General features: G+C 56.6%; 16 protein-coding genes, 2 tRNA genes and 4 rRNA genes. 10 read left to right on the plus strand and 12 right to left on the minus strand.

Features of this window, described 5'->3' with window-relative positions; genetic code table 11:
* Window positions 1-44: 44 nt before the first annotated feature.
* The 10 genes from PSH57_RS00690 to PSH57_RS00735 form a co-directional block, all read right to left on the minus strand.
* Window positions 45-2,006, minus strand: coding sequence for a DUF7844 domain-containing protein (locus PSH57_RS00690; protein WP_305387229.1), 1,962 nt, complete (start codon window positions 2,004-2,006; stop codon window positions 45-47).
* Complete coding sequence (locus PSH57_RS00695; RefSeq protein WP_305387230.1) at window positions 2,003-2,323, minus strand: DUF2388 domain-containing protein; 321 nt, start codon at window positions 2,321-2,323, stop codon at window positions 2,003-2,005. The genes PSH57_RS00690 and PSH57_RS00695 overlap by 4 nt, the downstream gene beginning before the upstream one ends.
* Before the next feature lie 26 nt (window positions 2,324-2,349).
* Window positions 2,350-2,658 carry a DUF2388 domain-containing protein gene (locus PSH57_RS00700; protein WP_305387232.1) on the minus strand — a complete coding sequence of 103 codons (309 nt, stop codon included), beginning with the start codon at window positions 2,656-2,658 and terminating at the stop codon, window positions 2,350-2,352.
* Between the two features lie 109 nt (window positions 2,659-2,767).
* The gene (locus PSH57_RS00705) at window positions 2,768-3,085 is read right to left on the minus strand and encodes a DUF2388 domain-containing protein (protein ID WP_305387233.1); all 318 of its coding nucleotides are present in this window, start codon (window positions 3,083-3,085) and stop codon (window positions 2,768-2,770) included.
* A 330-nt stretch (window positions 3,086-3,415) separates the two neighbouring features.
* Window positions 3,416-3,631, minus strand: coding sequence for a DUF1127 domain-containing protein (locus PSH57_RS00710; protein WP_047230079.1), 216 nt, complete (start codon window positions 3,629-3,631; stop codon window positions 3,416-3,418).
* 318 nt (window positions 3,632-3,949) lie between these two features.
* On the minus strand, window positions 3,950-5,443 hold the full coding sequence (locus PSH57_RS00715; RefSeq protein ID WP_305387235.1) for an acetyl-CoA hydrolase/transferase family protein: 1,494 nt from the start codon (window positions 5,441-5,443) through the stop codon (window positions 3,950-3,952).
* Window positions 5,444-5,642: 199 nt separating this feature from the next.
* Window positions 5,643-7,079, minus strand: coding sequence for an NAD(P)(+) transhydrogenase (Re/Si-specific) subunit beta (locus PSH57_RS00720; RefSeq protein ID WP_305387237.1), 1,437 nt, complete (start codon window positions 7,077-7,079; stop codon window positions 5,643-5,645).
* Window positions 7,079-7,402: an NAD(P) transhydrogenase subunit alpha part 2 gene (locus PSH57_RS00725; protein ID WP_003187010.1), complete on the minus strand. Its 324-nt coding sequence runs from the start codon at window positions 7,400-7,402 to the stop codon at window positions 7,079-7,081. The genes PSH57_RS00720 and PSH57_RS00725 overlap by 1 nt, the downstream gene beginning before the upstream one ends.
* Before the next feature lie 15 nt (window positions 7,403-7,417).
* Window positions 7,418-8,539 (minus strand): Re/Si-specific NAD(P)(+) transhydrogenase subunit alpha, encoded by a 1,122-nt coding sequence (locus PSH57_RS00730; RefSeq protein ID WP_305387238.1) that lies wholly within the window; start codon window positions 8,537-8,539, stop codon window positions 7,418-7,420.
* A gap of 434 nt (window positions 8,540-8,973) precedes the next feature.
* Window positions 8,974-9,870 (minus strand): LysR family transcriptional regulator, encoded by an 897-nt coding sequence (locus PSH57_RS00735; protein WP_305387239.1) that lies wholly within the window; start codon window positions 9,868-9,870, stop codon window positions 8,974-8,976.
* Window positions 9,871-10,027: 157 nt separating this feature from the next.
* Between PSH57_RS00735 and PSH57_RS00740 the strand changes: the two genes are divergently transcribed.
* The 10 genes from PSH57_RS00740 (at window position 10,028) to PSH57_RS00785 (ending at window position 20,980) form a co-directional block, all read left to right on the plus strand.
* The gene (locus PSH57_RS00740; RefSeq protein ID WP_025216186.1) at window positions 10,028-11,209 is read left to right on the plus strand and encodes an acyl-CoA dehydrogenase; all 1,182 of its coding nucleotides are present in this window, start codon (window positions 10,028-10,030) and stop codon (window positions 11,207-11,209) included.
* 12 nt (window positions 11,210-11,221) lie between these two features.
* Window positions 11,222-12,442 (plus strand): CaiB/BaiF CoA transferase family protein, encoded by a 1,221-nt coding sequence (locus PSH57_RS00745; RefSeq protein ID WP_305416273.1) that lies wholly within the window; start codon window positions 11,222-11,224, stop codon window positions 12,440-12,442.
* Between the two features lie 638 nt (window positions 12,443-13,080).
* Window positions 13,081-14,616 (plus strand): 16S ribosomal RNA (locus PSH57_RS00750).
* 83 nt (window positions 14,617-14,699) lie between these two features.
* A tRNA-Ile gene (locus PSH57_RS00755) sits at window positions 14,700-14,776 on the plus strand.
* Window positions 14,777-14,806: 30 nt separating this feature from the next.
* A tRNA-Ala gene (locus tag PSH57_RS00760) sits at window positions 14,807-14,882 on the plus strand.
* 235 nt (window positions 14,883-15,117) lie between these two features.
* Window positions 15,118-18,009, plus strand: a 23S ribosomal RNA gene (locus PSH57_RS00765).
* A 154-nt stretch (window positions 18,010-18,163) separates the two neighbouring features.
* Window positions 18,164-18,279, plus strand: a 5S ribosomal RNA gene (gene rrf, locus PSH57_RS00770).
* 107 nt (window positions 18,280-18,386) lie between these two features.
* A 5S ribosomal RNA gene (rrf, locus tag PSH57_RS00775) occupies window positions 18,387-18,502 on the plus strand.
* The 16S, 23S and 5S rRNA genes sit together here with 2 tRNA genes alongside, the layout of an rRNA operon.
* Before the next feature lie 182 nt (window positions 18,503-18,684).
* Window positions 18,685-19,320: an NADH:ubiquinone oxidoreductase subunit N gene (locus PSH57_RS00780; protein WP_305387241.1), complete on the plus strand. Its 636-nt coding sequence runs from the start codon at window positions 18,685-18,687 to the stop codon at window positions 19,318-19,320.
* Between the two features lie 154 nt (window positions 19,321-19,474).
* Complete coding sequence (locus tag PSH57_RS00785) at window positions 19,475-20,980, plus strand: YdgA family protein (protein ID WP_305387243.1); 1,506 nt, start codon at window positions 19,475-19,477, stop codon at window positions 20,978-20,980.
* 243 nt (window positions 20,981-21,223) lie between these two features.
* Here the strand turns inward: PSH57_RS00785 and PSH57_RS00790 are convergent, their stop codons facing one another.
* Together PSH57_RS00790 and PSH57_RS00795 are read right to left on the minus strand one after the other, a co-directional pair.
* On the minus strand, window positions 21,224-22,132 hold the full coding sequence (locus PSH57_RS00790) for a hypothetical protein (protein ID WP_305387245.1): 909 nt from the start codon (window positions 22,130-22,132) through the stop codon (window positions 21,224-21,226).
* Entirely contained in the window at window positions 22,129-22,824 is a 696-nt protein-coding gene (locus PSH57_RS00795) for a hypothetical protein (protein ID WP_305387247.1), read from the minus strand. The genes PSH57_RS00790 and PSH57_RS00795 overlap by 4 nt, the downstream gene beginning before the upstream one ends.
* Window positions 22,825-22,863: the final 39 nt, after the last annotated feature.

Here is a 22,863-nt window from a genome sequence, read left to right on the forward strand (position 1 = left end):
AACCCAAAAGGGGTTCAGAACTTGGTTCTGAACCCCTTTTTGTTTCAAGGCAACTCCAACCCGCCGCCCGCCTTGTGCAACTTGCGCAAATGCTCGCCGATCCTTTTGACGTTGTCCTCACTGGCGCTAATTTCTGCCGCACGGCTTGGCTCAAGCAAGGCCCTGACTTCCTTATCCAAATCCCCGGTCAGTGTTTGAAGCTGTTTCTGACGCAAGCTGCTTTCGGACTCCAGTCGCTGCCACTCGCTGGGCTGCGGCAGCCCGTAACCGCTACTGCCCAGCAACTCGGCGGGACGGCTCAGGAAACCACTGTTGGCGAGGATCTGTTGCAGCGTCGCGTTGGCCCTTTCCATGCCTCCGTTCTGCAACTCCCGGGCACCGAGGTAACGCTGTTTGACCTCATCCTGGGCCAGAAGCAACTGCCGGCGATAACTGGCCTGTTCCAGCAGTAGCAATGCCGCACTGGTGCGCAGGTCGGCCTGCTCAAACCATGGTCGGCGTTCTGCGGCGCTCAGGGCCAGCCAGTCTTCCACTGTTTGTTGCTTGATGGGCAGGTGTTTCTTCAGCACCTCGAACATGGCCTGATAGCGCTCGCGGAACGAGTCGAAACGGTAGCCCAGGCGCAAGGCCTCCTTGGGATCATCGAGCACGCTGGTATCGGCCAGACCGCGTCCCTTGAGCACTTCCAGCAAACCGTTGGGCAGGATGCTGTCCAGGCCCTTGAGCTGTGCGTTATTGCTGCCGCTGCGCAGCAACTTCAGGTTTTCCACCGCGCAGTTATTGGACAGGAAGTAATAGTTGCCGTCGTAGCTCCAGTGCATTTCGGCGGCGCGCTCGACCGTTGCCTCGATCTCGGACCGTGACAGGTTCAGTGGTACCGAGGCCAGGCTGCGCAGTTCGGTCTTGGTGTATTCATCGATGACCTGGGCCAGCGGCAGTACGAACAGGCGCGACGGGTATTTGCCTACCAGGCCGTCCCAGCTCGACAACTGCACATCGCCAACGAAGGCGCGGTAGGACAGCACCAGGTGTTGATCCAGGTCCAGTCGGCAGTCCGGCCCACGGGGGCGGTCCGGTGCGCAGATCACCAGCCGCAGCATGCTGTGGCCCCAGCGGCTGACCCAGTTCTGGTTGGCTTCGGCCAAGAGATAATCGATGGCGTAGACCCGCTCTGGGTCAACCTTGCCCAGTGGCGTCTTGGCAAAGTCGTTGCCGGCGTTGAGAAACGCGAATGACTGGGCGCAGGTATTCTTGGCGGCGGGAGCCCAACCGAAGTGTTCCTGATAATAGCGATACAGTGCAGGCCGTCGGCAGGCGTAGCTCGGGTCCAGGAGAAAGTACTCCATGTTGACCGCGACGAACTCCTTGGGGCTGCTCGTCTCGTAGATGTCCGGGCTGCGGGCGATCTGGCGATTGTGCTGTTCCCGTTCACCACGACGGCCGACGTATTGCGGCCAGCCGGCGAGGTCCAGCAGGCGGGGATCATCGCTGAGGGTGAAGCGGCGGTCGTTCTCGCCCCGGCATTCATCGGGAAGGCCGATCAGCCCGGCGCTGCTGGTGCGTCGGGTGCAGCGTTGGATCAGCGCGCGTTCGGCATTCGGCCATAAACGTGAGCGATCATAAATGTGGGTCAGTTCATGCAGGACCGTGGCGAGCATTTCCCGCCGCACCGTACCGTGGGGGCGATGGGTCTTTTGCGTGGCGGCACTGCCGTCGGTGAGGCTGTCGAGCAGGTTGCGATTGAGGTCCAGCTGCGACACCAGCGACGCCTGGCCATAGGCGTTGGCGGGCATCCGGTCGGTCCAGCCCACATCAATGCGTCGGTCCAGCTGTTCGATGAATCGCGGCGGCAGGGCCTGCATCGCTTCATCGAGCAGCGCCTGGCTGGCCTGTTGTTGCGCCGGGGTCAGTCCTTCGTCGTTAAGGTGCAGTTGCAAGCCGGCCTGGGCGGTGCTGCCCAAGAGCAGCACGATCCCGGCCGTCAGCCAGACGGCGAACGGCCTCACAATGCGAGGATGGCTTCGGCGAGAATCTGGTCACTGGCGTCGCGGGCTTCCGGTACGCGGGTGCGCAAGGTGTCGAAGGCGGCCTCGAGATGAGCACCACGTATCTCACCGTTACTGGCGACGAAACTGGCCGCGTCGTCATGGGCTTCACGGACGATTTTCGAATCACGGATAGATGTAGTGGTGTCGGAAGTGAAATCGATCGTGCGCTGGGAAGCGCGAACGACGATGTTACTGGTGGCTACCAGGGTTTGTGCCTGGGCCACATCGGCCAACACCAGCAGGCCTAGGGCGGCAGCAATCAGTGGGCTACGCATGGAACGACTCCGAAGAATAAAGATAACTATTGGACGAGAATTGCCTGTGCCAGTTCAAGGTCGCTGACGTGAAGTTTTGGTTGGGTCCGGTGTAGATAATCCAGGGCCGACTCCAGTCGCGCGCCTCTCAACTGCCCGTCGCTGGCAACGAATGCCGCAGCATCATCGTGGGCGGCGGCGATCAGTTTATGGTCGAAGGGCGCGGAGGTCACCATGCTCGTGGCATAGCCGCTGATCACGACTTGCTGGGTGGAGACATCGAAGGCATGGGCCGGAACGGACCAGCATAAAGCGCTGAAGAAAAAAGCGATGGACAGATCTGAGTAGAAACGCATGGGACTCGACTGTTGATGGTGAGTCCGAAGGCTAGCGCAAACCACTGCGCCAGAGCCAGCGCTGAAACATCGGAACACCATTGGCGGCCCGATGTTTCATGTTTGCAAATCAGATCACCAGGATGGCTTGGGCCAGCTGCGCGTCGGTGGCGTTCAACTGCGGCGCCTGCTGCCGGATAAAATCCAGAGCGCTTTCCAGTTTCACACCGCGGATGGCGCCGTTGCTGGCGACGAAGCTGGCAGCGTCGTCACGGGCGGCCAGGACGATCTTGTTATCTCGAAACGACGACGTAAGGTCGGATGTGGCGTCGGATGTGGCCTTGAGTGCACCCACAAGGGAGTCGGTGGTGACAATGAAACTACTGGCATTGGAGTGGGCGGCTACGGCCAGCAGGGCGGCGGCGCTGAGCAGACGAAGACTGATCATGATGAAACTCCTTGGATAATGAAGTGGTGCTGGTGCGTGTAGCTGGAAGAGAAGACGCATGCTCGACCCGCTTCGCCACGTTCGTTTCGATATTAAGTCAGAACGAGGTGGATGACAGCTTGGGTCATTGGCTATTTCTAATGTTTCTATAACTGCCGGATAAAACTGTACCGGTTATTTTTAGATTATCTTGAACTGTGCAGTCGTGTTGTTTTTGCCAAAATCAGGGCTCTGAAACGACAAGACCCGTCGCGGTTTCCCGCGACGGGTCTTGTTTGTTCAATTCAGTGCTGGCGGTGGACCCGGTGGGTCAGAGCCAGCGACGCTGAGTTAGCGCCAGAACGGCTTGCTCAGCTCTTCGTAGCGTTGTGCTTCGCTGATACCGGCGTCAGCCAGCAAGCGTGCATCCAGACGAGCCAGTTGGTGGCGGCTGGCGATGCGGCGCTGCCACAACATCAGGTTAGCGATAACGCGAAGAGGCAGGGAAGCCTGGTTTTTTTCAGCTTTGTCTTCGAAGAACAGCTCGGAACTGAGTGTACGTTCCATGGTTGACATCCTTCCGCTTATGGCGGGATTAGGTAGTGGTTTAACTGGTGCCCATGATCCTCTCGTTTGGCCAGTCTCTCTAGATACAGTTCACCTGTAATGTGAGAGACCAGTTAACTGTTAAACGGTGGTGTACTGGTCAATATCGATGCAACTGTACCTGTGCGCACTGTTTTCGTGCATTTTCGCTATGAAAGCAGAGATGTGTAGGCATTTGCTGTAGGAAATCACAGGTACAGTAGTACAGTTTTTTCTGTTTATGGGTTGAAAGAGGCGGGCAGCAAAAACTGTATGTGCTGGCAGGCTGATCCAGCTGTATTAAACCGCCAGCATCCGCCCGGTCTCTTCCAGGTTCAGGTGCCAACTCAGTGCATCGCGCAGGATGTGCGGTGTGTGTCCACCCAGGGCGCACGCCGCTTCAAAATACTCGTTCAATGCCTGGCGATAGGACGGATGCACGCAATTGTCGATAACCACCCGCGCCCGCTCCCTTGGCGCCAGGCCACGCAGGTCGGCCAAACCGATCTCGGTCACCAGGATGTCGACATCGTGTTCAGTGTGGTCCACATGGCTGACCATCGGCACAACACTGGAAATCGCGCCACCCTTGGCAATCGACTTGGTGACGAAAATCGCCAGATGCGCATTCCGGGCAAAGTCGCCCGAGCCACCAATCCCATTCATCATTCGTGTGCCGCAGACATGGGTGGAGTTGACGTTGCCGTAGAGGTCGAACTCCAGCGCCGTATTGATGGCGATGATGCCCAAGCGGCGTACTACCTCGGGGTGGTTGGAAATTTCCTGGGGGCGCAGGACCAGCTTGTCCTTGTACTTCTCCAGATTGCCGAAGACGTCGGCATTGCGTCGGCCCGACAGCGTAATGGAACTGCCAGAGGCGAAGCTCAGTTTGCCGGCGTCGATCAGGTCAAATGTGGAGTCCTGCAGGACTTCGGAATACATGGTCAAGTCTTCGAACGGGGAGTCGATCAACCCGCACATCACGGCATTGGCAATGTTGCCGATACCGGCCTGCAACGGACCGAGTTTGTTGGTCATGCGCCCGGCGGCGACTTCCTCTTTGAAGAAGCCGATCAAATGATCGGCAATCGCCTGGGTGTCGCTGTCCGGCGGCATGACTGTCGAGGGCGAATCCGGCTGATGGGTGATGACAATGGCGGCAATTTTTTCCGGTGGTATCGGGATGGCGGTGCTGCCGATACGGTCGTCGACCTTTACCAAGGGAATCGGTGTGCGGGTCGGGCGATAGCTCGGGATATAGATGTCATGCAACCCTTCCAGATCAGGGTTATGGGCCAGGTTGATTTCAACAATTATCTGCCTGGCGAAAATAGCGAAGCTGGCCGAGTTGCCCACCGAGGTGGTGGGCACGATATGGCCTTGCTCGGTAATCGCCACGGCTTCGATCACGGCAATGTCCGGCAACTTGAGCTGGGCGTTGCGTAATTGCTCGACGGTTTCCGACAGGTGCTGATCGATGAACATCACCTCGCCAGCGTTGATCGCCTTGCGTAGGGTGCTGTCGACCTGGAACGGCATGCGCCGCGCCAGCACGCCGGCTTCGGTGAGCTCCTTGTCGAGGTCGTTACCCAGGCTCGCACCGGTCATCAGGCTGATTTTCAGTGGTGTGACCTTGGCGCGCTCAGCCAGCGCGTGGGGCACCGCTTTCGCTTCTCCGGCGCGGGTAAAGCCGCTCATGCCGACGGTCATGCCGTCCTGAATCAACAAGGCTGCTTCGGCAGCACTCATCACTTTATTCAATAACGAAGGCAGGCGGATGCGATCACGGTACATAGGTTGTTATCTCGGGCAGGAAAGCAAGATGCGCAGTCTAGTGAATTCGCGCTGTGCCCGACCCGCTACAAAGGTCGCATTTGAGGCCTCTATTACGGGCGTTTCAGGCAAAACATTATTACCGGATCGGTAACGTTCGGCCTTGATACAAATCAAAACGCCCCGACAAGTCGGGGCGTTAGTGGCAAAACAGTGACCGTTATTCCACGGCTTTGACCATGTCTTCGATGACCTTCTTGGCGTCACCGAACACCATCATGGTCTTGTCGAGGTAGAACAGCTCGTTGTCCAGACCGGCGTAGCCGCTGGCCATCGAGCGCTTGTTGACGATGATGGTCTTGGCTTTGAACGCTTCGAGAATCGGCATGCCGGCAATCGGCGACTTCGGATCGTTCTTCGCCGCCGGGTTGACCACGTCGTTGGCGCCCAGCACCAGCACCACGTCGGCCTGACCGAACTCGGAGTTGATGTCTTCCATTTCGAACACCTGGTCGTAAGGCACTTCGGCCTCGGCCAGTAGCACGTTCATGTGTCCAGGCATCCGGCCGGCCACCGGGTGGATCGCGTATTTAACGGTCACGCCGTGGTGGGTCAGCTTTTCAGTCAGCTCTTTCAAGGCGTGTTGCGCGCGGGCCACCGCGAGGCCGTAGCCTGGGACAATGATCACGGTGTCGGCGTTGGTCAGCAGGAAGGTGGCGTCGTCCGCCGAACCGGATTTCACCGGGCGGGCTTCTTTGGAGCCCGCAGGGCCGGCAGCCTCTGCGGTGTTGCCGAACCCGCCGAGCAGCACGTTGAAGAACGAACGGTTCATGGCCTTGCACATGATGTACGACAGAATCGCACCGCTCGAACCCACCAAGGAACCGGCAATGATCAGCATCGAGTTGTTCAGCGAGAAGCCGATACCGGCCGCCGCCCAGCCGGAATAGCTGTTGAGCATCGACACTACCACCGGCATGTCCGCACCGCCGATCGGGATGATGATCAGCACGCCCAGCACGAACGCCAGGGCCAGCATCAAGGCAAATGCGCCGAGGTTGCCGGTGAACATGAACATCAGGCCCAGACCCAGTGTTGCAAGGCCCAGGATCAGGTTGAGTTTGTGCTGGCCGGCAAACTGTACCGGCGCGCCCTGGAACAGGCGAAACTTGTACTTGCCCGACAGCTTGCCGAAGGCTATTACCGAACCGGAGAAGGTGATTGCGCCGATGGCGGCGCCGAGGAACAGTTCCAGGCGGTTACCGGCCGGAATGGCATCGCCCAACTGTTGGACGATGCCCAGGGACTGTGGCTCGACCACTGCTGCAATGGCGATGAACACCGCAGCCAGGCCGATCATGCTGTGCATGAACGCCACCAGTTCCGGCATCTTGGTCATCTCGACGCGCTTGGCCATGATCGAGCCGGCGGTACCGCCGACCAACAGGCCGACGATGACGTAGCCGATGCCGGCTGTCGCTAGCTCAGCGCCCAGCTTATAGATGAGGCCCACGGTAGTGAGCACCGCCAGCGCCATGCCGAGCATGCCGAACAGGTTGCCACGCCGGGATGTGGTCGGGTGCGACAGGCCCTTGAGGGCCTGGATGAAGCAGACAGACGCGATCAGGTAGAGCGTCGTTACCAGATTCATGCTCATTACTTGGGCGCCTCTTCTTTTACGGCTTTCGGGGCTTTTTTCTTGAACATTTCGAGCATGCGGCGCGTCACCAGGAAGCCACCGAACACGTTCACTGCCGCCAGGGCCACGGCGAGGGTGCCCATGGTCTTGCCCAGCGGGGTCACGGTCAGCGCGGCGGCAAGCATGGCGCCGACGATCACGATCGCCGAAATGGCATTGGTCACCGCCATCAGTGGTGTGTGCAGCGCGGGTGTTACGTTCCAGACCACGTGGTAACCGACATAAATCGCCAGCACAAAGATGATCAGGTTGTAGATACCGGGGGAGATAAGCTCTTCCATTGTCTGAATCCCTGCTTAGGCGTTTTTGCGGATGACTTGGCCGTCGCGGCACATCAGGCACGCGGCGACGATGTCGTCTTCCAGGTTCACGTCGAACTGACCTTCCTTGGTGAAGACCAGCTTCAGGAAGTCCAGCAGGTTACGGGCGTACAGCGCCGAAGCGTCGGCCGCGACTTCGCCGGCCAGGTTGGTCGGACCGCAAATGGTCACGCCATTTTCGATCACCACCTGATCGGCCACGGTCAGCGGGCAGTTACCGCCCTGGGCTGCCGCGAGATCGATGACCACCGAGCCGGGTTTCATCTGCGCGACGGTTTCGGCACTCAGCAGCGTCGGAGCCTTGCGGCCCGGAATCAGTGCGGTGGTGATGACGATGTCCGCCTGTTTGGCGCGTTCGTGCACGGCCTGGGCCTGGCGCTGCATCCAGCTGGCCGGCATGGGGCGGGCATAACCACCGACACCGATGGCGCATTCACGCTCTTCATCGGTTTCGTAAGGCACGTCGACGAACTTGGCGCCGAGGGATTCAATTTGCTCCTTCACTGCCGGCCGCACATCCGACGCCTCGATCACAGCGCCCAGGCGCTTGGCCGTGGCAATCGCCTGCAGTCCGGCCACGCCAGCACCGAGAATCAGCACTCGCGCTGCTTTTACGGTACCCGCGGCGGTCATCAGCATCGGCATGAAGCGTGGGTAGTAGTGGGCAGCCAGCAGCACGGATTTGTAGCCGGCAATGTTCGCCTGAGACGACAGCACATCCAGGCTTTGGGCGCGGGAGGTACGTGGCGCAGCCTCAAGGGCGAAAGCGGTAATGCCGCGTTCGGCCAGCTTGGCAATGGTTTCGTTGTTGAACGGATTGAGCATGCCCACCAGAACGGCGCCGGTCTTGATCAGCGTCAGTTCGCTGTCGCTGGGGGCGACCACCTTAAGGATCAGTTCGGCCCCGAACGCATCACTGGCGCCGCCAATGGTGGCACCCGCTGCTTCATAAGCACTGTCGATAACGCTTGCCTTGATGCCGGCACCGCTTTGAACAGTGACCTTATGGCCTTGGCCGATCAGCTTCTTGATGGTTTCCGGGGTTGCAGCAACCCGTGTTTCACCCGTCTGGGTTTCGAGAGGAACACCAATGTGCACGTCAAATCTCCTGCGTGATCTTATTGAGTAAACCCAGGCACTTCGGATGGTGCGACTGGGGCGGCCGATCAGCACGATCCCGCCAAATCAGGCGGGGCGCGGCATTTTGCAGGCGAAAATTCAGCCCTTCAAGGGATTATGACTGGTGACGGAAAATTAACTACAAGTCACCCTGTGACCGAATGTCGCAACTATCGGTAGATATCCCTTGCAGGCCGGGCTTTTCAGGGCTTCAGGCCAAAATTGACGAATTTTCCATTGGCGACGTGAATGAACCCTAATGAGCTGCGTAATATGGCTCAAAGCCACGTATTTGAACGGTTGTGAGACTACGGTACTGATTTCATAACAGATTGACTGTATGCGACATAAATTTATATCTGTAGCGCTTTTGATTAGCTTACTACCGGAGTCGGATATACAGCTTTTCCTTATTAATCAAGGCTATAGTCAGCCGCCTGTTTTACCAGCCAGTCGCGAAAAGCCCGCAGGGACGCCGATTCGACCTTTCGTTCGGGGATCATCAGGTAGTAGGCCTTGATGCTCGATAAGGCATTTCGATTGGCAACCACCAGTCGTTTCTCTGCCAGCTCGCGCTGGATCAAGAAGGGTGGAATCAAGGCGACTCCCATGTCGTGCATGGCCGCTTGGGCAAGCATGGAGAATAGTTCATAACGCGGGCCTGTCAGGTCTCGCGCGATATTGAGGTTTTGTGAGTTGAACCACTGGCGCCAGGCATACGGGCGAGTGGTTTGTTGGAGTAGGGGCAGTTCGGCGATAGCTTGCGGTGTCAGACTGGTCCGGTTACCCAGTAAGGAGGGACTGCACACGGGCATCGGATTTTCCCCCATCAGCTTGTGGGATTCGGTACCAGACCAGTCCGCATCGCCAAAATAGATGGCGGCGTCAAAATCCGTATCCGCAAAGAGAAAGGGCCGCGTGCGATTGGTCAGATTGACCGTGACTTCTGGATGCTGCTGCTGGAAGTCCTTGAGACGCGGTAATAGCCATTGAGTGCCAAACGTCGGAACTACAGCCAACTCGATCACATTGGCGCCGGTATGCCCCATCACTGAAAGAGTATCGCGCTCGACGGCGTCCAGTTGGGTGGCCACTCGGCGGCTGTAGGAAAGTCCGGCCTCTGTCAGTTTGACTCCTCGCCGTGAACGTCGGAACAACTCCACACTGAGGAAGTCTTCCAGGCTGGCGATCTGTCGGCAAATAGCACCCTGCGTGAGGGAAAGCTCCTGTGCGGCCTTGGTGAAGCTCTCATGACGTGCGGCTGCCTCGAAGCTGACCAGGGCGGCGGTGCTGGGGATTTTTCTGCGCATGTACGTCAACCTCACACGTCAGGGTTGTAAATGGGGTTCCAGGCGTTTACGGAGTGAGAAATTAGCACAAGATCGTGCGTAATCCTCGTTTGCTCTGATAGGAAAGCGCGCCTAGGATCAACCCACGATTTTTAATCTGATTGGCGAGGACTCATTCATGGCCGGTAAAGCGAGTTTCAACTGGATTGATCCATTGTTGTTGGACCAGCAACTCACCGAAGAAGAGCGCATGATTCGCGACACTGCCGAGCAGTTCGCCCAACAGAAGCTCGCGCCGCGGGTATTGGAAGCGTTCCGTCATGAAAAAACCGACCCGGCGATTTTTCGTGAAATGGGCGAGGTCGGTCTACTGGGCGCCACCATTCCTGAGCAGTACGGCGGCAGCGGACTGAACTACGTCAGCTATGGCTTGATCGCCCGTGAAGTGGAGCGCGTTGATTCAGGTTATCGCTCGATGATGAGTGTGCAGTCTTCGCTGGTCATGGTGCCGATCAATGAGTTCGGCACCGAGGCTCAAAAGCAGAAGTACCTGCCAAAGCTGGCCTCCGGCGAGTGGATTGGTTGCTTTGGTCTGACAGAGCCGAACCACGGTTCTGACCCGGGAGCGATGATTACCCGTGCGCGCAAAGTGGAAGGCGGCTACAGCCTGACCGGCAGCAAGATGTGGATTACCAACAGTCCGATCGCCGACGTATTTGTCGTTTGGGGCAAGGATGACGCTGGCGACATCCGTGGCTTTGTTCTCGAGAAAGGCTGGAAGGGCCTGAGCGCGCCGGCTATTCACGGCAAGGTCGGTCTGCGCGCTTCGATCACTGGCGAGATCGTCATGGATAACGTCTTCGTTCCAGAAGAAAACATTTTCCCGGATGTGCGTGGCCTGAAGGGTCCGTTTACTTGCCTGAACTCGGCGCGCTATGGCATCTCCTGGGGGGCCTTGGGTGCCGCCGAGTTCTGCTGGCACACCGCGCGCCAGTACACCCTGGATCGGCAGCAGTTTGGTCGTCCTTTGGCTGCCACTCAGTTGATCCAGAAAAAGCTGGCCGATATGCAGACTGAAATCACCCTCGCCTTGCAAGGATGTCTGCGTCTGGGTCGTATGAAGGATGAAGGTACGGCCGCGGTTGAAATCACATCGATCATGAAGCGCAACTCCTGTGGCAAGTCCCTGGATATTGCTCGCATGGCGCGGGACATGCTGGGCGGTAATGGCATCTCCGATGAGTTCGGCATCGCTCGTCATCTCGTCAACCTGGAAGTGGTGAACACTTACGAAGGTACTCATGACGTTCATGCACTGATCCTTGGGCGTGCGCAAACCGGTATCCAGGCGTTCTATTAATAGGAGGACGGCATGGGCGCGCTTTCGCATCTGCGGGTACTGGATTTATCGAGGGTGCTGGCCGGGCCGTGGGCTGGTCAGATCCTGGCGGACCTGGGGGCTGAAGTCATCAAGGTCGAGCGACCGGGTGGTGGTGACGATACGCGCGCCTGGGGGCCGCCGTTCCTGAAGGATGTATCTGGAGAGAATACGACCGAGGCGGCCTATTACTTGTCGGCCAATCGCAACAAACAGTCGGTGACCATCGACTTCACGCATCCCGAGGGGCAAAGGTTGGTGCGGGAGCTGGCGGCCAAGTCCGACATTCTGATTGAGAACTTCAAGGTGGGAGGGCTGGCGGCTTATGGCCTGGATTACGACTCGCTGAAGGCGATCAACCCACAACTGATCTATTGCTCGATTACCGGGTTCGGCCAAACCGGTCCTTACGCCAAGCGCGCCGGATATGACTTCATGATCCAGGGGTTGGGGGGGCTGATGAGTCTCACCGGCCGGCCTGAAGGTGATGAGGGGGCGGGGCCGGTGAAGGTCGGGGTTGCGCTGACGGATATCTTGACCGGTGTTTATTCGACCGTGGCCATCCTGGCGGCGCTGGCTCACCGCGATCATGTCGGCGGCGGGCAGCATATCGATATGGCCTTGCTGGACGTTCAAGTGGCTTGCCTGGCGAACCAGGCGATGAATTATCTGACTACGGGCAACGCGCCGAAGCGGTTGGGCAACGCTCATCCGAACATAGTGCCGTATCAGGACTTTCCTACGGCTGACGGTGACTTCATCCTTACCGTGGGTAATGACGGTCAGTTCCGAAAATTCGCCGAGGTCGCGGGTCAGCCGCAGTGGGCTGATGATCCCCGGTTCGCTACAAACAAACTGCGGGTGGCGAACCGTGCAGTATTGATTCCTTTGATTCGCCAAGCGACGGTCTTCAAGACCACTGCCCAATGGGTGGCTCAGTTGGAGCGGGCGGGTGTGCCCTGTGGGCCGATCAATGATTTGGCCCAGGTGTTTGCCGATCCTCAGGTCCAGGCGCGTGGGCTGGCGATGGAGTTGCCTCACGCACTGGCGGGTAAAGTGCCGCAGGTTGCCAGCCCGATCCGACTGTCTGAGACGCCGGTGGAATATCGCAATGCGCCTCCTTTATTAGGGGAGCACACGCAGGATGTCCTGCAGCGAGTATTGGGATTGGATGAAGTGATGGTGGCGGGTCTGAGGGAAGCTGGAGTGCTCTGACTCTTTCTTCTATATAGAAGAGGCTTTTTGAGGGGCACGGTGGCTTTTTCGAATGTCTGCAGCTTATTGATAGAAAAACGAAATTAAGGGTTGACGGCAAATCCTGGACGTCTATAATTCGCCCCACTTCCGGCGCAGTCGAAACGGAAAACTCCTTGAGTTTCAATGAGTTAAGCGAAATTTCGGCAACGCAGGGCTTCAGGTCATCGAAGCCTGGGAAGCAGTTAGTGGGGCGGTTTACATGGCTCCGTTAACGATTCGGTCTTCTCGATCGAAAAGCGGTCAAAAAGAGGTGTTGACAGCAGCGAGTAACGCTGTAGAATTCGCCTCCCGCTAACGAGAGATCGGAAGCGCAAGTGGTTGAAGTTGCTGAAGTTTTGGAAAGCAAAACTTTGAAAACTTCAAAAATAACCGCTTGACAGATACATCGGGCGCTGTAGAATGCGCGCCTCGGTTGAGACGAAAGGCTCAACCCACCGCTCTTTAACAACTGAATCAAGCAATTCGTGTGGGTGCTTGTGGAGTCAGACTGCTAGTCAACAGATTATCAGCATCACAAGTTACTCCGCGAGAAATCAAAGATGTAACCAACGATTGCTGAGCCAAGTTTAGGGTTTTCTCAAAACCCAAAGATGTTTGAACTGAAGAGTTTGATCATGGCTCAGATTGAACGCTGGCGGCAGGCCTAACACATGCAAGTCGAGCGGTAGAGAGGTGCTTGCACCTCTTGAGAGCGGCGGACGGGTGAGTAAAGCCTAGGAATCTGCCTGGTAGTGGGGGATAACGCTCGGAAACGGACGCTAATACCGCATACGTCCTACGGGAGAAAGCAGGGGACCTTCGGGCCTTGCGCTATCAGATGAGCCTAGGTCGGATTAGCTAGTTGGTGAGGTAATGGCTCACCAAGGCGACGATCCGTAACTGGTCTGAGAGGATGATCAGTCACACTGGAACTGAGACACGGTCCAGACTCCTACGGGAGGCAGCAGTGGGGAATATTGGACAATGGGCGAAAGCCTGATCCAGCCATGCCGCGTGTGTGAAGAAGGTCTTCGGATTGTAAAGCACTTTAAGTTGGGAGGAAGGGCATTAACCTAATACGTTAGTGTTTTGACGTTACCGACAGAATAAGCACCGGCTAACTCTGTGCCAGCAGCCGCGGTAATACAGAGGGTGCAAGCGTTAATCGGAATTACTGGGCGTAAAGCGCGCGTAGGTGGTTCGTTAAGTTGGATGTGAAATCCCCGGGCTCAACCTGGGAACTGCATTCAAAACTGTCGAGCTAGAGTATGGTAGAGGGTGGTGGAATTTCCTGTGTAGCGGTGAAATGCGTAGATATAGGAAGGAACACCAGTGGCGAAGGCGACCACCTGGACTGATACTGACACTGAGGTGCGAAAGCGTGGGGAGCAAACAGGATTAGATACCCTGGTAGTCCACGCCGTAAACGATGTCAACTAGCCGTTGGGAGCCTTGAGCTCTTAGTGGCGCAGCTAACGCATTAAGTTGACCGCCTGGGGAGTACGGCCGCAAGGTTAAAACTCAAATGAATTGACGGGGGCCCGCACAAGCGGTGGAGCATGTGGTTTAATTCGAAGCAACGCGAAGAACCTTACCAGGCCTTGACATCCAATGAACTTTCCAGAGATGGAGGGTGCCTTCGGGAACATTGAGACAGGTGCTGCATGGCTGTCGTCAGCTCGTGTCGTGAGATGTTGGGTTAAGTCCCGTAACGAGCGCAACCCTTGTCCTTAGTTACCAGCACGTTATGGTGGGCACTCTAAGGAGACTGCCGGTGACAAACCGGAGGAAGGTGGGGATGACGTCAAGTCATCATGGCCCTTACGGCCTGGGCTACACACGTGCTACAATGGTCGGTACAGAGGGTTGCCAAGCCGCGAGGTGGAGCTAATCCCACAAAACCGATCGTAGTCCGGATCGCAGTCTGCAACTCGACTGCGTGAAGTCGGAATCGCTAGTAATCGCGAATCAGAATGTCGCGGTGAATACGTTCCCGGGCCTTGTACACACCGCCCGTCACACCATGGGAGTGGGTTGCACCAGAAGTAGCTAGTCTAACCTTCGGGAGGACGGTTACCACGGTGTGATTCATGACTGGGGTGAAGTCGTAACAAGGTAGCCGTAGGGGAACCTGCGGCTGGATCACCTCCTTAATCGACGACCGCAGCTGCTTTCATGAGCTCCCACACGAATTGCTTGATTCATTGAAGAAGACGAAAAGAAGCAGCCCGAAATTGGGTCTGTAGCTCAGTTGGTTAGAGCGCACCCCTGATAAGGGTGAGGTCGGCAGTTCGAATCTGCCCAGACCCACCAATTTTGTGTGGGAAAAGCCTGTAGAAATACGGGGCCATAGCTCAGCTGGGAGAGCGCCTGCCTTGCACGCAGGAGGTCAGCGGTTCGATCCCGCTTGGCTCCACCACTACTGCTTCGATTGTATAAAGCTTAGAAATGAGCATTCCATCGGTTCGATGGTGAATGTTGATTTCTAGTCTTTGACTAGTTCGTTCTTTAAAAATTTGGGTATGTGATAGAAAGATAGACTGAACGTTGCTTTCACTGGTAACGGATCAGGCTAAGGTAAAATTTGTGAGTTTAATCGCGAATTTTCGGCGAATGTCGTCTTCACAGTATAACCAGATTGCTTGGGGTTATATGGTCAAGTGAAGAAGCGCATACGGTGGATGCCTTGGCAGTCAGAGGCGATGAAAGACGTGGTAGCCTGCGAAAAGCTTCGGGGAGTCGGCAAACAGACTGTGATCCGGAGATGTCTGAATGGGGGAACCCAGCCATCATAAGATGGTTATCTTGTACTGAATACATAGGTGCAAGAGGCGAACCAGGGGAACTGAAACATCTAAGTACCCTGAGGAAAAGAAATCAACCGAGATTCCCTTAGTAGTGGCGAGCGAACGGGGACTAGCCCTTAAGTGGCTTTGAGATTAGCGGAACGCTCTGGAAAGGGCGGCCATAGTGGGTGATAGCCCTGTACGCGAAAATCTCTTAGTCATGAAATCGAGTAGGACGGAGCACGAGAAACTTTGTCTGAATATGGGGGGACCATCCTCCAAGGCTAAATACTACTGACTGACCGATAGTGAACTAGTACCGTGAGGGAAAGGCGAAAAGAACCCCGGAGAGGGGAGTGAAATAGATCCTGAAACCGTATGCGTACAAGCAGTGGGAGCCCACTTTGTTGGGTGACTGCGTACCTTTTGTATAATGGGTCAGCGACTTATTTTCAGTGGCGAGCTTAACCGAATAGGGGAGGCGTAGCGAAAGCGAGTCTTAATAGGGCGTCTAGTCGCTGGGAATAGACCCGAAACCGGGCGATCTATCCATGGGCAGGTTGAAGGTTGGGTAACACTAACTGGAGGACCGAACCGACTACCGTTGAAAAGTTAGCGGATGACCTGTGGATCGGAGTGAAAGGCTAATCAAGCTCGGAGATAGCTGGTTCTCCTCGAAAGCTATTTAGGTAGCGCCTCATGTATCACTGTAGGGGGTAGAGCACTGTTTCGGCTAGGGGGTCATCCCGACTTACCAAACCGATGCAAACTCCGAATACCTACAAGTGCCGAGCATGGGAGACACACGGCGGGTGCTAACGTCCGTCGTGAAAAGGGAAACAACCCAGACCGTCAGCTAAGGTCCCAAAGTTATGGTTAAGTGGGAAACGATGTGGGAAGGCTTAGACAGCTAGGAGGTTGGCTTAGAAGCAGCCACCCTTTAAAGAAAGCGTAATAGCTCACTAGTCGAGTCGGCCTGCGCGGAAGATGTAACGGGGCTCAAACCATACACCGAAGCTACGGGTATCACTTAGGTGATGCGGTAGAGGAGCGTTCTGTAAGCCTGTGAAGGTGAGTTGAGAAGCTTGCTGGAGGTATCAGAAGTGCGAATGCTGACATGAGTAACGACAATGGGTGTGAAAAACACCCACGCCGAAAGACCAAGGTTTCCTGCGCAACGTTAATCGACGCAGGGTTAGTCGGTCCCTAAGGCGAGGCTGAAAAGCGTAGTCGATGGAAAACAGGTTAATATTCCTGTACTTCTGGTTATTGCGATGGAGGGACGGAGAAGGCTAGGCCAGCTTGGCGTTGGTTGTCCAAGTTTAAGGTGGTAGGCTGGAATCTTAGGTAAATCCGGGATTCTAAGGCCGAGAGCTGATGACGAGTTACCCTTTGGGTGACGAAGTGGTTGATGCCATGCTTCCAAGAAAAGCTTCTAAGCTTCAGGTAACCAGGAACCGTACCCCAAACCGACACAGGTGGTTGGGTAGAGAATACCAAGGCGCTTGAGAGAACTCGGGTGAAGGAACTAGGCAAAATGGCACCGTAACTTCGGGAGAAGGTGCGCCGGTGAGGGTGAAGCACTTGCTGCGTAAGCCCACGCCGGTCGAAGATACCAGGCCGCTGCGACTGTTTATTAAAAACACAGCACTCTGCAAACACGAAAGTGGACGTATAGGGTGTGACGCCTGCCCGGTGCCGGAAGGTTAATTGATGGGGTTAGCTAACGCGAAGCTCTTGATCGAAGCCCCGGTAAACGGCGGCCGTAACTATAACGGTCCTAAGGTAGCGAAATTCCTTGTCGGGTAAGTTCCGACCTGCACGAATGGCGTAACGATGGCGGCGCTGTCTCCACCCGAGACTCAGTGAAATTGAAATCGCTGTGAAGATGCAGTGTATCCGCGGCTAGACGGAAAGACCCCGTGAACCTTTACTATAGCTTTGCACTGGACTTTGAATTTGCTTGTGTAGGATAGGTGGGAGGCTTTGAAGCGTGGACGCCAGTTCGCGTGGAGCCAACCTTGAAATACCACCCTGGCAACTTTGAGGTTCTAACTCAGGTCCGTTATCCGGATCGAGGACAGTGTATGGTGGGTAGTTTGACTGGGGCGGTCTCCTCCTAAAGAGTAACGGAGGAGTACGAAGGTGCGCTCAGACCGGTCGGAAATCGGTCGTAGAGTATAAAGGCAAAAGCGCGCTTGACTGCGAGACAGACACGTCGAGCAGGTACGAAAGTAGGTCTTAGTGATCCGGTGGTTCTGTATGGAAGGGCCATCGCTCAACGGATAAAAGGTACTCCGGGGATAACAGGCTGATACCGCCCAAGAGTTCATATCGACGGCGGTGTTTGGCACCTCGATGTCGGCTCATCACATCCTGGGGCTGAAGCCGGTCCCAAGGGTATGGCTGTTCGCCATTTAAAGTGGTACGCGAGCTGGGTTTAGAACGTCGTGAGACAGTTCGGTCCCTATCTGCCGTGGACGTTTGAGATTTGAGAGGGGCTGCTCCTAGTACGAGAGGACCGGAGTGGACGAACCTCTGGTGTTCCGGTTGTCACGCCAGTGGCATTGCCGGGTAGCTATGTTCGGAAAAGATAACCGCTGAAAGCATCTAAGCGGGAAACTTGCCTCAAGATGAGATCTCACTGGGACCTTGAGTCCCCTGAAGGGCCGTCGAAGACTACGACGTTGATAGGTGGGGTGTGTAAGCGCTGTGAGGCGTTGAGCTAACCCATACTAATTGCCCGTGAGGCTTGACCATATAACACCCAAGCAATTTGTTGACCCGATACATCAAGGGCACCAGATTGCGGTGTGTGAAGACGCTATGAACCGAAAGTTCGCACAACACACAAATCTATCGCATACCCATTCGCTGGCACGTGACCGCAAGGCACGCACCGGCTACCGAATTTCTTGACGACCATAGAGCATTGGAACCACCTGATCCCATCCCGAACTCAGCAGTGAAACGATGCATCGCCGATGGTAGTGTGGGGTTTCCCCATGTGAGAGTAGGTCATCGTCAAGATTAAATTCCGAAACCCCTATCTGCTGATGCAGGTAGGGGTTTTGTTTTAGTAGAAGTTATCGATTTTCGCCGGCACGTTGCTGTTGAACGAGTTGGCCACAGAATTTCTTGACGACCATAGAGCATTGGAACCACCTGATCCCATCCCGAACTCAGCAGTGAAACGATGCATCGCCGATGGTAGTGTGGGGTTTCCCCATGTGAGAGTAGGTCATCGTCAAGATTGAATTCCCAGAACCCCTGTCTGCTGATGCAGACAGGGGTTTTGTCGTTTTGGGCCGGTAATCGGATCGCCCCTCATGATTGCTGTCCGCACACGGCAAACCCTGAGGCCGTTGCTATGCTGTGATAGTCGGGGTCCTTGAAAAATGGCCCGCGACGTGACTGGTCATGGGGATTCCAATAATGAAAAACCCTTATGCTCCTGGCTTCTGGTGCGCCCTTGCGGCGTTAGTGCTGCTTTCGGCCACTTATTTCTATGGCGTCATGCTGACTCACCAGATCGACAAAGCGCTGATCTTCCTCGATAGCGCGGCTGCGCTTATCGGTGTGATATCCATCGCAATCGTGGCCTGGGCATCGCTTCAGGGCCAACGCATCAAAAAAAAGCATCTTGAGCAGGGCAAGACCCTGGTGCTGATCTGGGACACCAAGGTTGCGCTGCGCCGGGTCGAAACGGTCTTCGACCGCTACTTCTGGGGCAGTTACTGGCAGCCTGGCCGCACATTCCAGGAAGTCATGGGTGAACTCACCGGTACTCCATTGGAAAAAAGTCTCGAGGCCTTAAAGACCCAATGTGCAGAATTGGACAAGCAAGTCGCCCAAGACGACTGGCACTGGCTCAACAACGCTCGTGAGCTCTGCGACGTTGCTAACGCTATGGCCCGGGAGCGCTATCAGCTGGACTTCTGCGATCCTCGCGCAGAATCATCGGGTGCGACGGTGATCAATCGCGATTTCGAAGTGTTGGTGTACACCTGGACGGCACGGCTCAAGACGTTCGATCATCAGCTCGACGAGATTGAAGTTCAATATTCGTAGACCCTCTCTCAAGAAAATACTTTCACCCTTTAAACATTGGGCCCGCTGGCGTGCCTGATGGTAATCTCCCTCCACTTCGCGGCGTCGAGCCACACCCTTTGCGGGTCAGGGAAGACGACGGCTTTTTCAACCATGGATATTGATCGGGTCACTCATGAATAAATCAGCAAGCGTACTTTTGGGAATCGTTGTGGTTGTCGGTGCAATCAGCGCAGGTGGCGCCTGGTACACCGGCACGAAGCTCGAAGGAGTGCTGCAAACCGCTATTGCCGACAGCAACAAGCAAATGCAAACGGCCCTGGCCGGGTCCAATGGTACCGCTTCGATCGAGCTGGTTTCATTAGATCGTGGGACTTTCAGCAGCACCGCCCACTATCGCCTCAAGGGCGAAGGCGAGATGTTTGGTGATGAGCCGGTTGAATTGCTGTTCGTCGACAACATCGAACATGGCCCGCTCCCGTTCTCGCGCCTGATGACGCTCAAATGGTTGCCGGTCATGGCCACCAGCCACACCGAGCTTGAGCGCACTCCGCTGACAGAGAAATGGTTCGTCGCCGCCAAGGACAAGTCGCCGCTCAAAGGTGTGGTCAACCTGGGTTACGACCAGTCGACCCACGGCACATTCGAGTTGCTGCCCCTGGACACCAAGCTGGATGAACAATCCCAGCTCAGTTTCTCTGGCCTGAAGATCGACCTGGCCTCCAGCGCCCAGGCAGAGAAGATCAAGGCTGACGGTTACATGGACAGCTTCAAGCTGACCACCGTCGCGGAGGACCAGACTCCGGTGCAAGTCGAGCTCAACGGCCTGACGCTCGCCAGCAACCTGAGCAAGAGCACTTATGGTTATTACATGGGTGACAACGTTCTGATGCTCAGCAACAGCAAGACTACTTTTGGCGAGCAGAAGTCGGTCTTGGGCCTGAAGAACTTCGAGATGAAAAACAACAGTACCGAAAATGGCACCAGCGCATCGGGCCGTGCTGATTACAAGGTCGGCGAGTTGTCGTTCAACGATAAGGCCATCGGTTCTGCGAAGATGGCGGTCAGCCTGAAGAACCTGGATATTCCGGCCACCATGTCGCTCATGCAGGTCTATCAGACCAAGCTGCAACCTTACGAGCAAGCGGCTGCTGAGGCTGCTGCAGCCGGCGAGCCAGCGCCAGAGTTGGTCCTGACCGAGGCCGAGGAGGCGCAGGTCAAGACCGACCTGGAGAAACTCCTGGCCGGCGGCCCGCAAGTGGCGCTGGAAAACCTGTCGTTCACTACAGCCAATGGCGAAAGCCGCGCGACGCTGGTCATTGACCTTACCAAACCGCAATCCATGGACCTGCCGCCCGATCAACTGGGTCGTCAGTTGCTCGCCTTGCTGGATTTCAATTTGAAAGTGTCCAAGCCGATGCTGGTGGATCTGTTGACCGTGCAGGCGCAAATGGAAGGCCAGACCGACGCGAAGTTGATCGCCGATCAGGCCACAGCCACTAGCGACATGTTCAGCGCGATGGCGGTGGGCACGGAACTGGCAACGCTTGAAGGCAACGACGTGGTCACCAAGCTGCACTACGCCAACAATCAGGTTGATTTCAACGGTCAGAAGATGACAGTCGAACAATTCACCGCGTTTGTGATGAACAAGCTTGGCGGCGGTGTAACCATTCAGTAATCCGCTCCAGCAACACCCAAAAACCCGGCCCGTGCATTGCGCACGGGCCGGGTTTTTTATGGCTGTAAACGTCGAAGGCACCACAAAGCCAATGTGTGACCCTGAAGCCTGGGGCGCTCCGAAGGCCGCCTGTTATTTGTGGCGAGGGGATTTATCCCCGCTCGGCGGCAGAGCCGTCGTAAAGCATCGGATGCTGCTGGTCAGCCCCGCCCTCTACGGACCCAACAAGAAAACGACCCTGAACTAACGCCCGTATACCTTCTGCAACTGTGCCTCTGTCAGCGCATCCTCGAACGGCACCGGCACGGATTTCACCGCGCCGTAGAGGTTGCGATAACGCCAGTAGTTGCCATTGTGGGCCAATTGATAACCGCGCTCGACCACGCGCTGACCGTCAAGCACATAGCGCAAGGTTTCCTGAGCGGCTTGCGGTGGGGTCGGCAGCATCAGGTCAGTGGTCAGCACGCGCATCGACTCGTCAACGCACTCGTCGAGCACCGCCGTGACTTGCGCCAGGTCCAGGATGCCGTCATCAATGCAGCGTTTGCCGCAGCGCCGAATCGGCTGGCTGGTGACTTCGATGCGCATGCGATACAGCGCCGAACCGGCAATATCCTGGACCTGTACCTGATTGATCAGCACGAAACTGCCGCGATCGGGGGTAAGCATCAGTTTAGGTTCGACCAGCAAGCGCGCGGTCACGGGCCCCGCTCCCTGCTTAAGGCCGGCCGCCAGCGAAGCCTGCTGGAAACGCTGTTGCAAACGTTCCTGCAACGGCACGCCAGCCAGCAGGTCGGCCAGTGGACGCGACTCCTTGGCGGCGGCGGTTTCCGCGTCCCGCTGCAAGCTGCCGCTGCCCATCTGGGTATTGATCAGGCTGGCGACCAGCAAACCGGCAACCCCAGCGGTGTTGCCGGAACTGGCGATCAGATTATGACTCGACGACGCGGCCTGCTGCGCGGCCTTGGCGTCGACCACAGTGCTGGCCCCCACGAAGACCGGCGGCAGTTGTACATCCACCTTGACCCCATGGGCCTGGACGTAAGTCACCGCATCTTGCGACTTGAAACCGGCCGGCGGCGCTGGCTTCTGCGCGCAACCGGCCAGTACCAGCAGGGCCAGCGCGCCGGCCGTTATCAGCGCGGGTTTCATTGTTCGAACGGGGTGATCATTTGCTGGCGGCTGGTATCCATCGCCTGGTAGAACGCGTTGGTCAGATTGGCGTAGTTAGGCTCGTCCCACTCCCCCTGAGCGGCCTGCACGACGGCAAAAGGTTTGAACCACAGCAACTTGTTGTCGGCCAGATCAACCACCATGCCTTGCCCGCCCACCTGCGCCATTGGCACGCTGGTCGGCACGACGCTGTAGTAGCTGCGCGTGGCGCCGGTGGCCAGAATGTTGACCAACAACAGGCGATCCACCCCGTAAGTTGCCTTGAGCGGCGTCAGGTCGCGGACCGTGTAGCCTTCGCGGAAGCTGACTTCCTTATAGACCTTCAGATCCACCGGCTCGTCGATTCGCTTGGCCTTGTAACCCTTGGCCTGCAACTTGGCGACAATGGCATCGGGCAGCGTGTTGAGATCGCGTACCTGCCATTTCTCGACGTTGTCGCTGAGCGTGCTATTGACGCCCTTGTTGATGGCGAAATCCAGAAGGCCTTGATTGCCGGTCAGCGCCAGCACAGGCTCCGGCACCACGGTAATCGCCACGCCAATAGTCGGCTCCTTGGCGTCCCAGAATTGATGATCCAGCGGTACTGGCGGTTGAACGTGGGCGCAGCCGGTGAGCGTGAGGCAGGCGAGTAACGTCAGTGCGGCGAGGGTGCGGAAGGTGTGAAAAGACATGCATCAAGTCCTTATGATTTAAAAACGATGCTGTCTGTG

Origin of the sequence: Pseudomonas hefeiensis, assembly GCF_030687835.1 — a bacterium.
Lineage (GTDB): Bacteria > Pseudomonadota > Gammaproteobacteria > Pseudomonadales > Pseudomonadaceae > Aquipseudomonas > Aquipseudomonas hefeiensis.

Excerpts from the sequence above, each read along its gene's own strand:
- PSH57_RS00695 (WP_305387230.1), bottom strand. The coding sequence starts at position 2,323 with ATGCGTAGCCCACTGATTGCTGCCGCCCTAGGCCTGCTGGTGTTGGCC.
- PSH57_RS00700 (WP_305387232.1), bottom strand. The coding sequence starts at position 2,658 with ATGCGTTTCTACTCAGATCTGTCCATCGCTTTTTTCTTCAGCGCTTTA.
- PSH57_RS00705 (WP_305387233.1), bottom strand. The coding sequence starts at position 3,085 with ATGATCAGTCTTCGTCTGCTCAGCGCCGCCGCCCTGCTGGCCGTAGCC.
- PSH57_RS00710 (WP_047230079.1), bottom strand. The coding sequence starts at position 3,631 with ATGGAACGTACACTCAGTTCCGAGCTGTTCTTCGAAGACAAAGCTGAA.
- PSH57_RS00715 (WP_305387235.1), bottom strand. The coding sequence starts at position 5,443 with ATGTACCGTGATCGCATCCGCCTGCCTTCGTTATTGAATAAAGTGATG.
- PSH57_RS00720 (WP_305387237.1), bottom strand. The coding sequence starts at position 7,079 with ATGAGCATGAATCTGGTAACGACGCTCTACCTGATCGCGTCTGTCTGC.
- PSH57_RS00725 (WP_003187010.1), bottom strand. The coding sequence starts at position 7,402 with ATGGAAGAGCTTATCTCCCCCGGTATCTACAACCTGATCATCTTTGTG.
- PSH57_RS00735 (WP_305387239.1), bottom strand. The coding sequence starts at position 9,870 with ATGCGCAGAAAAATCCCCAGCACCGCCGCCCTGGTCAGCTTCGAGGCA.
- PSH57_RS00740 (WP_025216186.1), top strand. The coding sequence starts at position 10,028 with ATGGCCGGTAAAGCGAGTTTCAACTGGATTGATCCATTGTTGTTGGAC.
- PSH57_RS00745 (WP_305416273.1), top strand. The coding sequence starts at position 11,222 with ATGGGCGCGCTTTCGCATCTGCGGGTACTGGATTTATCGAGGGTGCTG.
- PSH57_RS00780 (WP_305387241.1), top strand. The coding sequence starts at position 18,685 with ATGAAAAACCCTTATGCTCCTGGCTTCTGGTGCGCCCTTGCGGCGTTA.
- PSH57_RS00785 (WP_305387243.1), top strand. The coding sequence starts at position 19,475 with ATGAATAAATCAGCAAGCGTACTTTTGGGAATCGTTGTGGTTGTCGGT.
- PSH57_RS00790 (WP_305387245.1), bottom strand. The coding sequence starts at position 22,132 with ATGAAACCCGCGCTGATAACGGCCGGCGCGCTGGCCCTGCTGGTACTG.
- PSH57_RS00795 (WP_305387247.1), bottom strand. The coding sequence starts at position 22,824 with ATGTCTTTTCACACCTTCCGCACCCTCGCCGCACTGACGTTACTCGCC.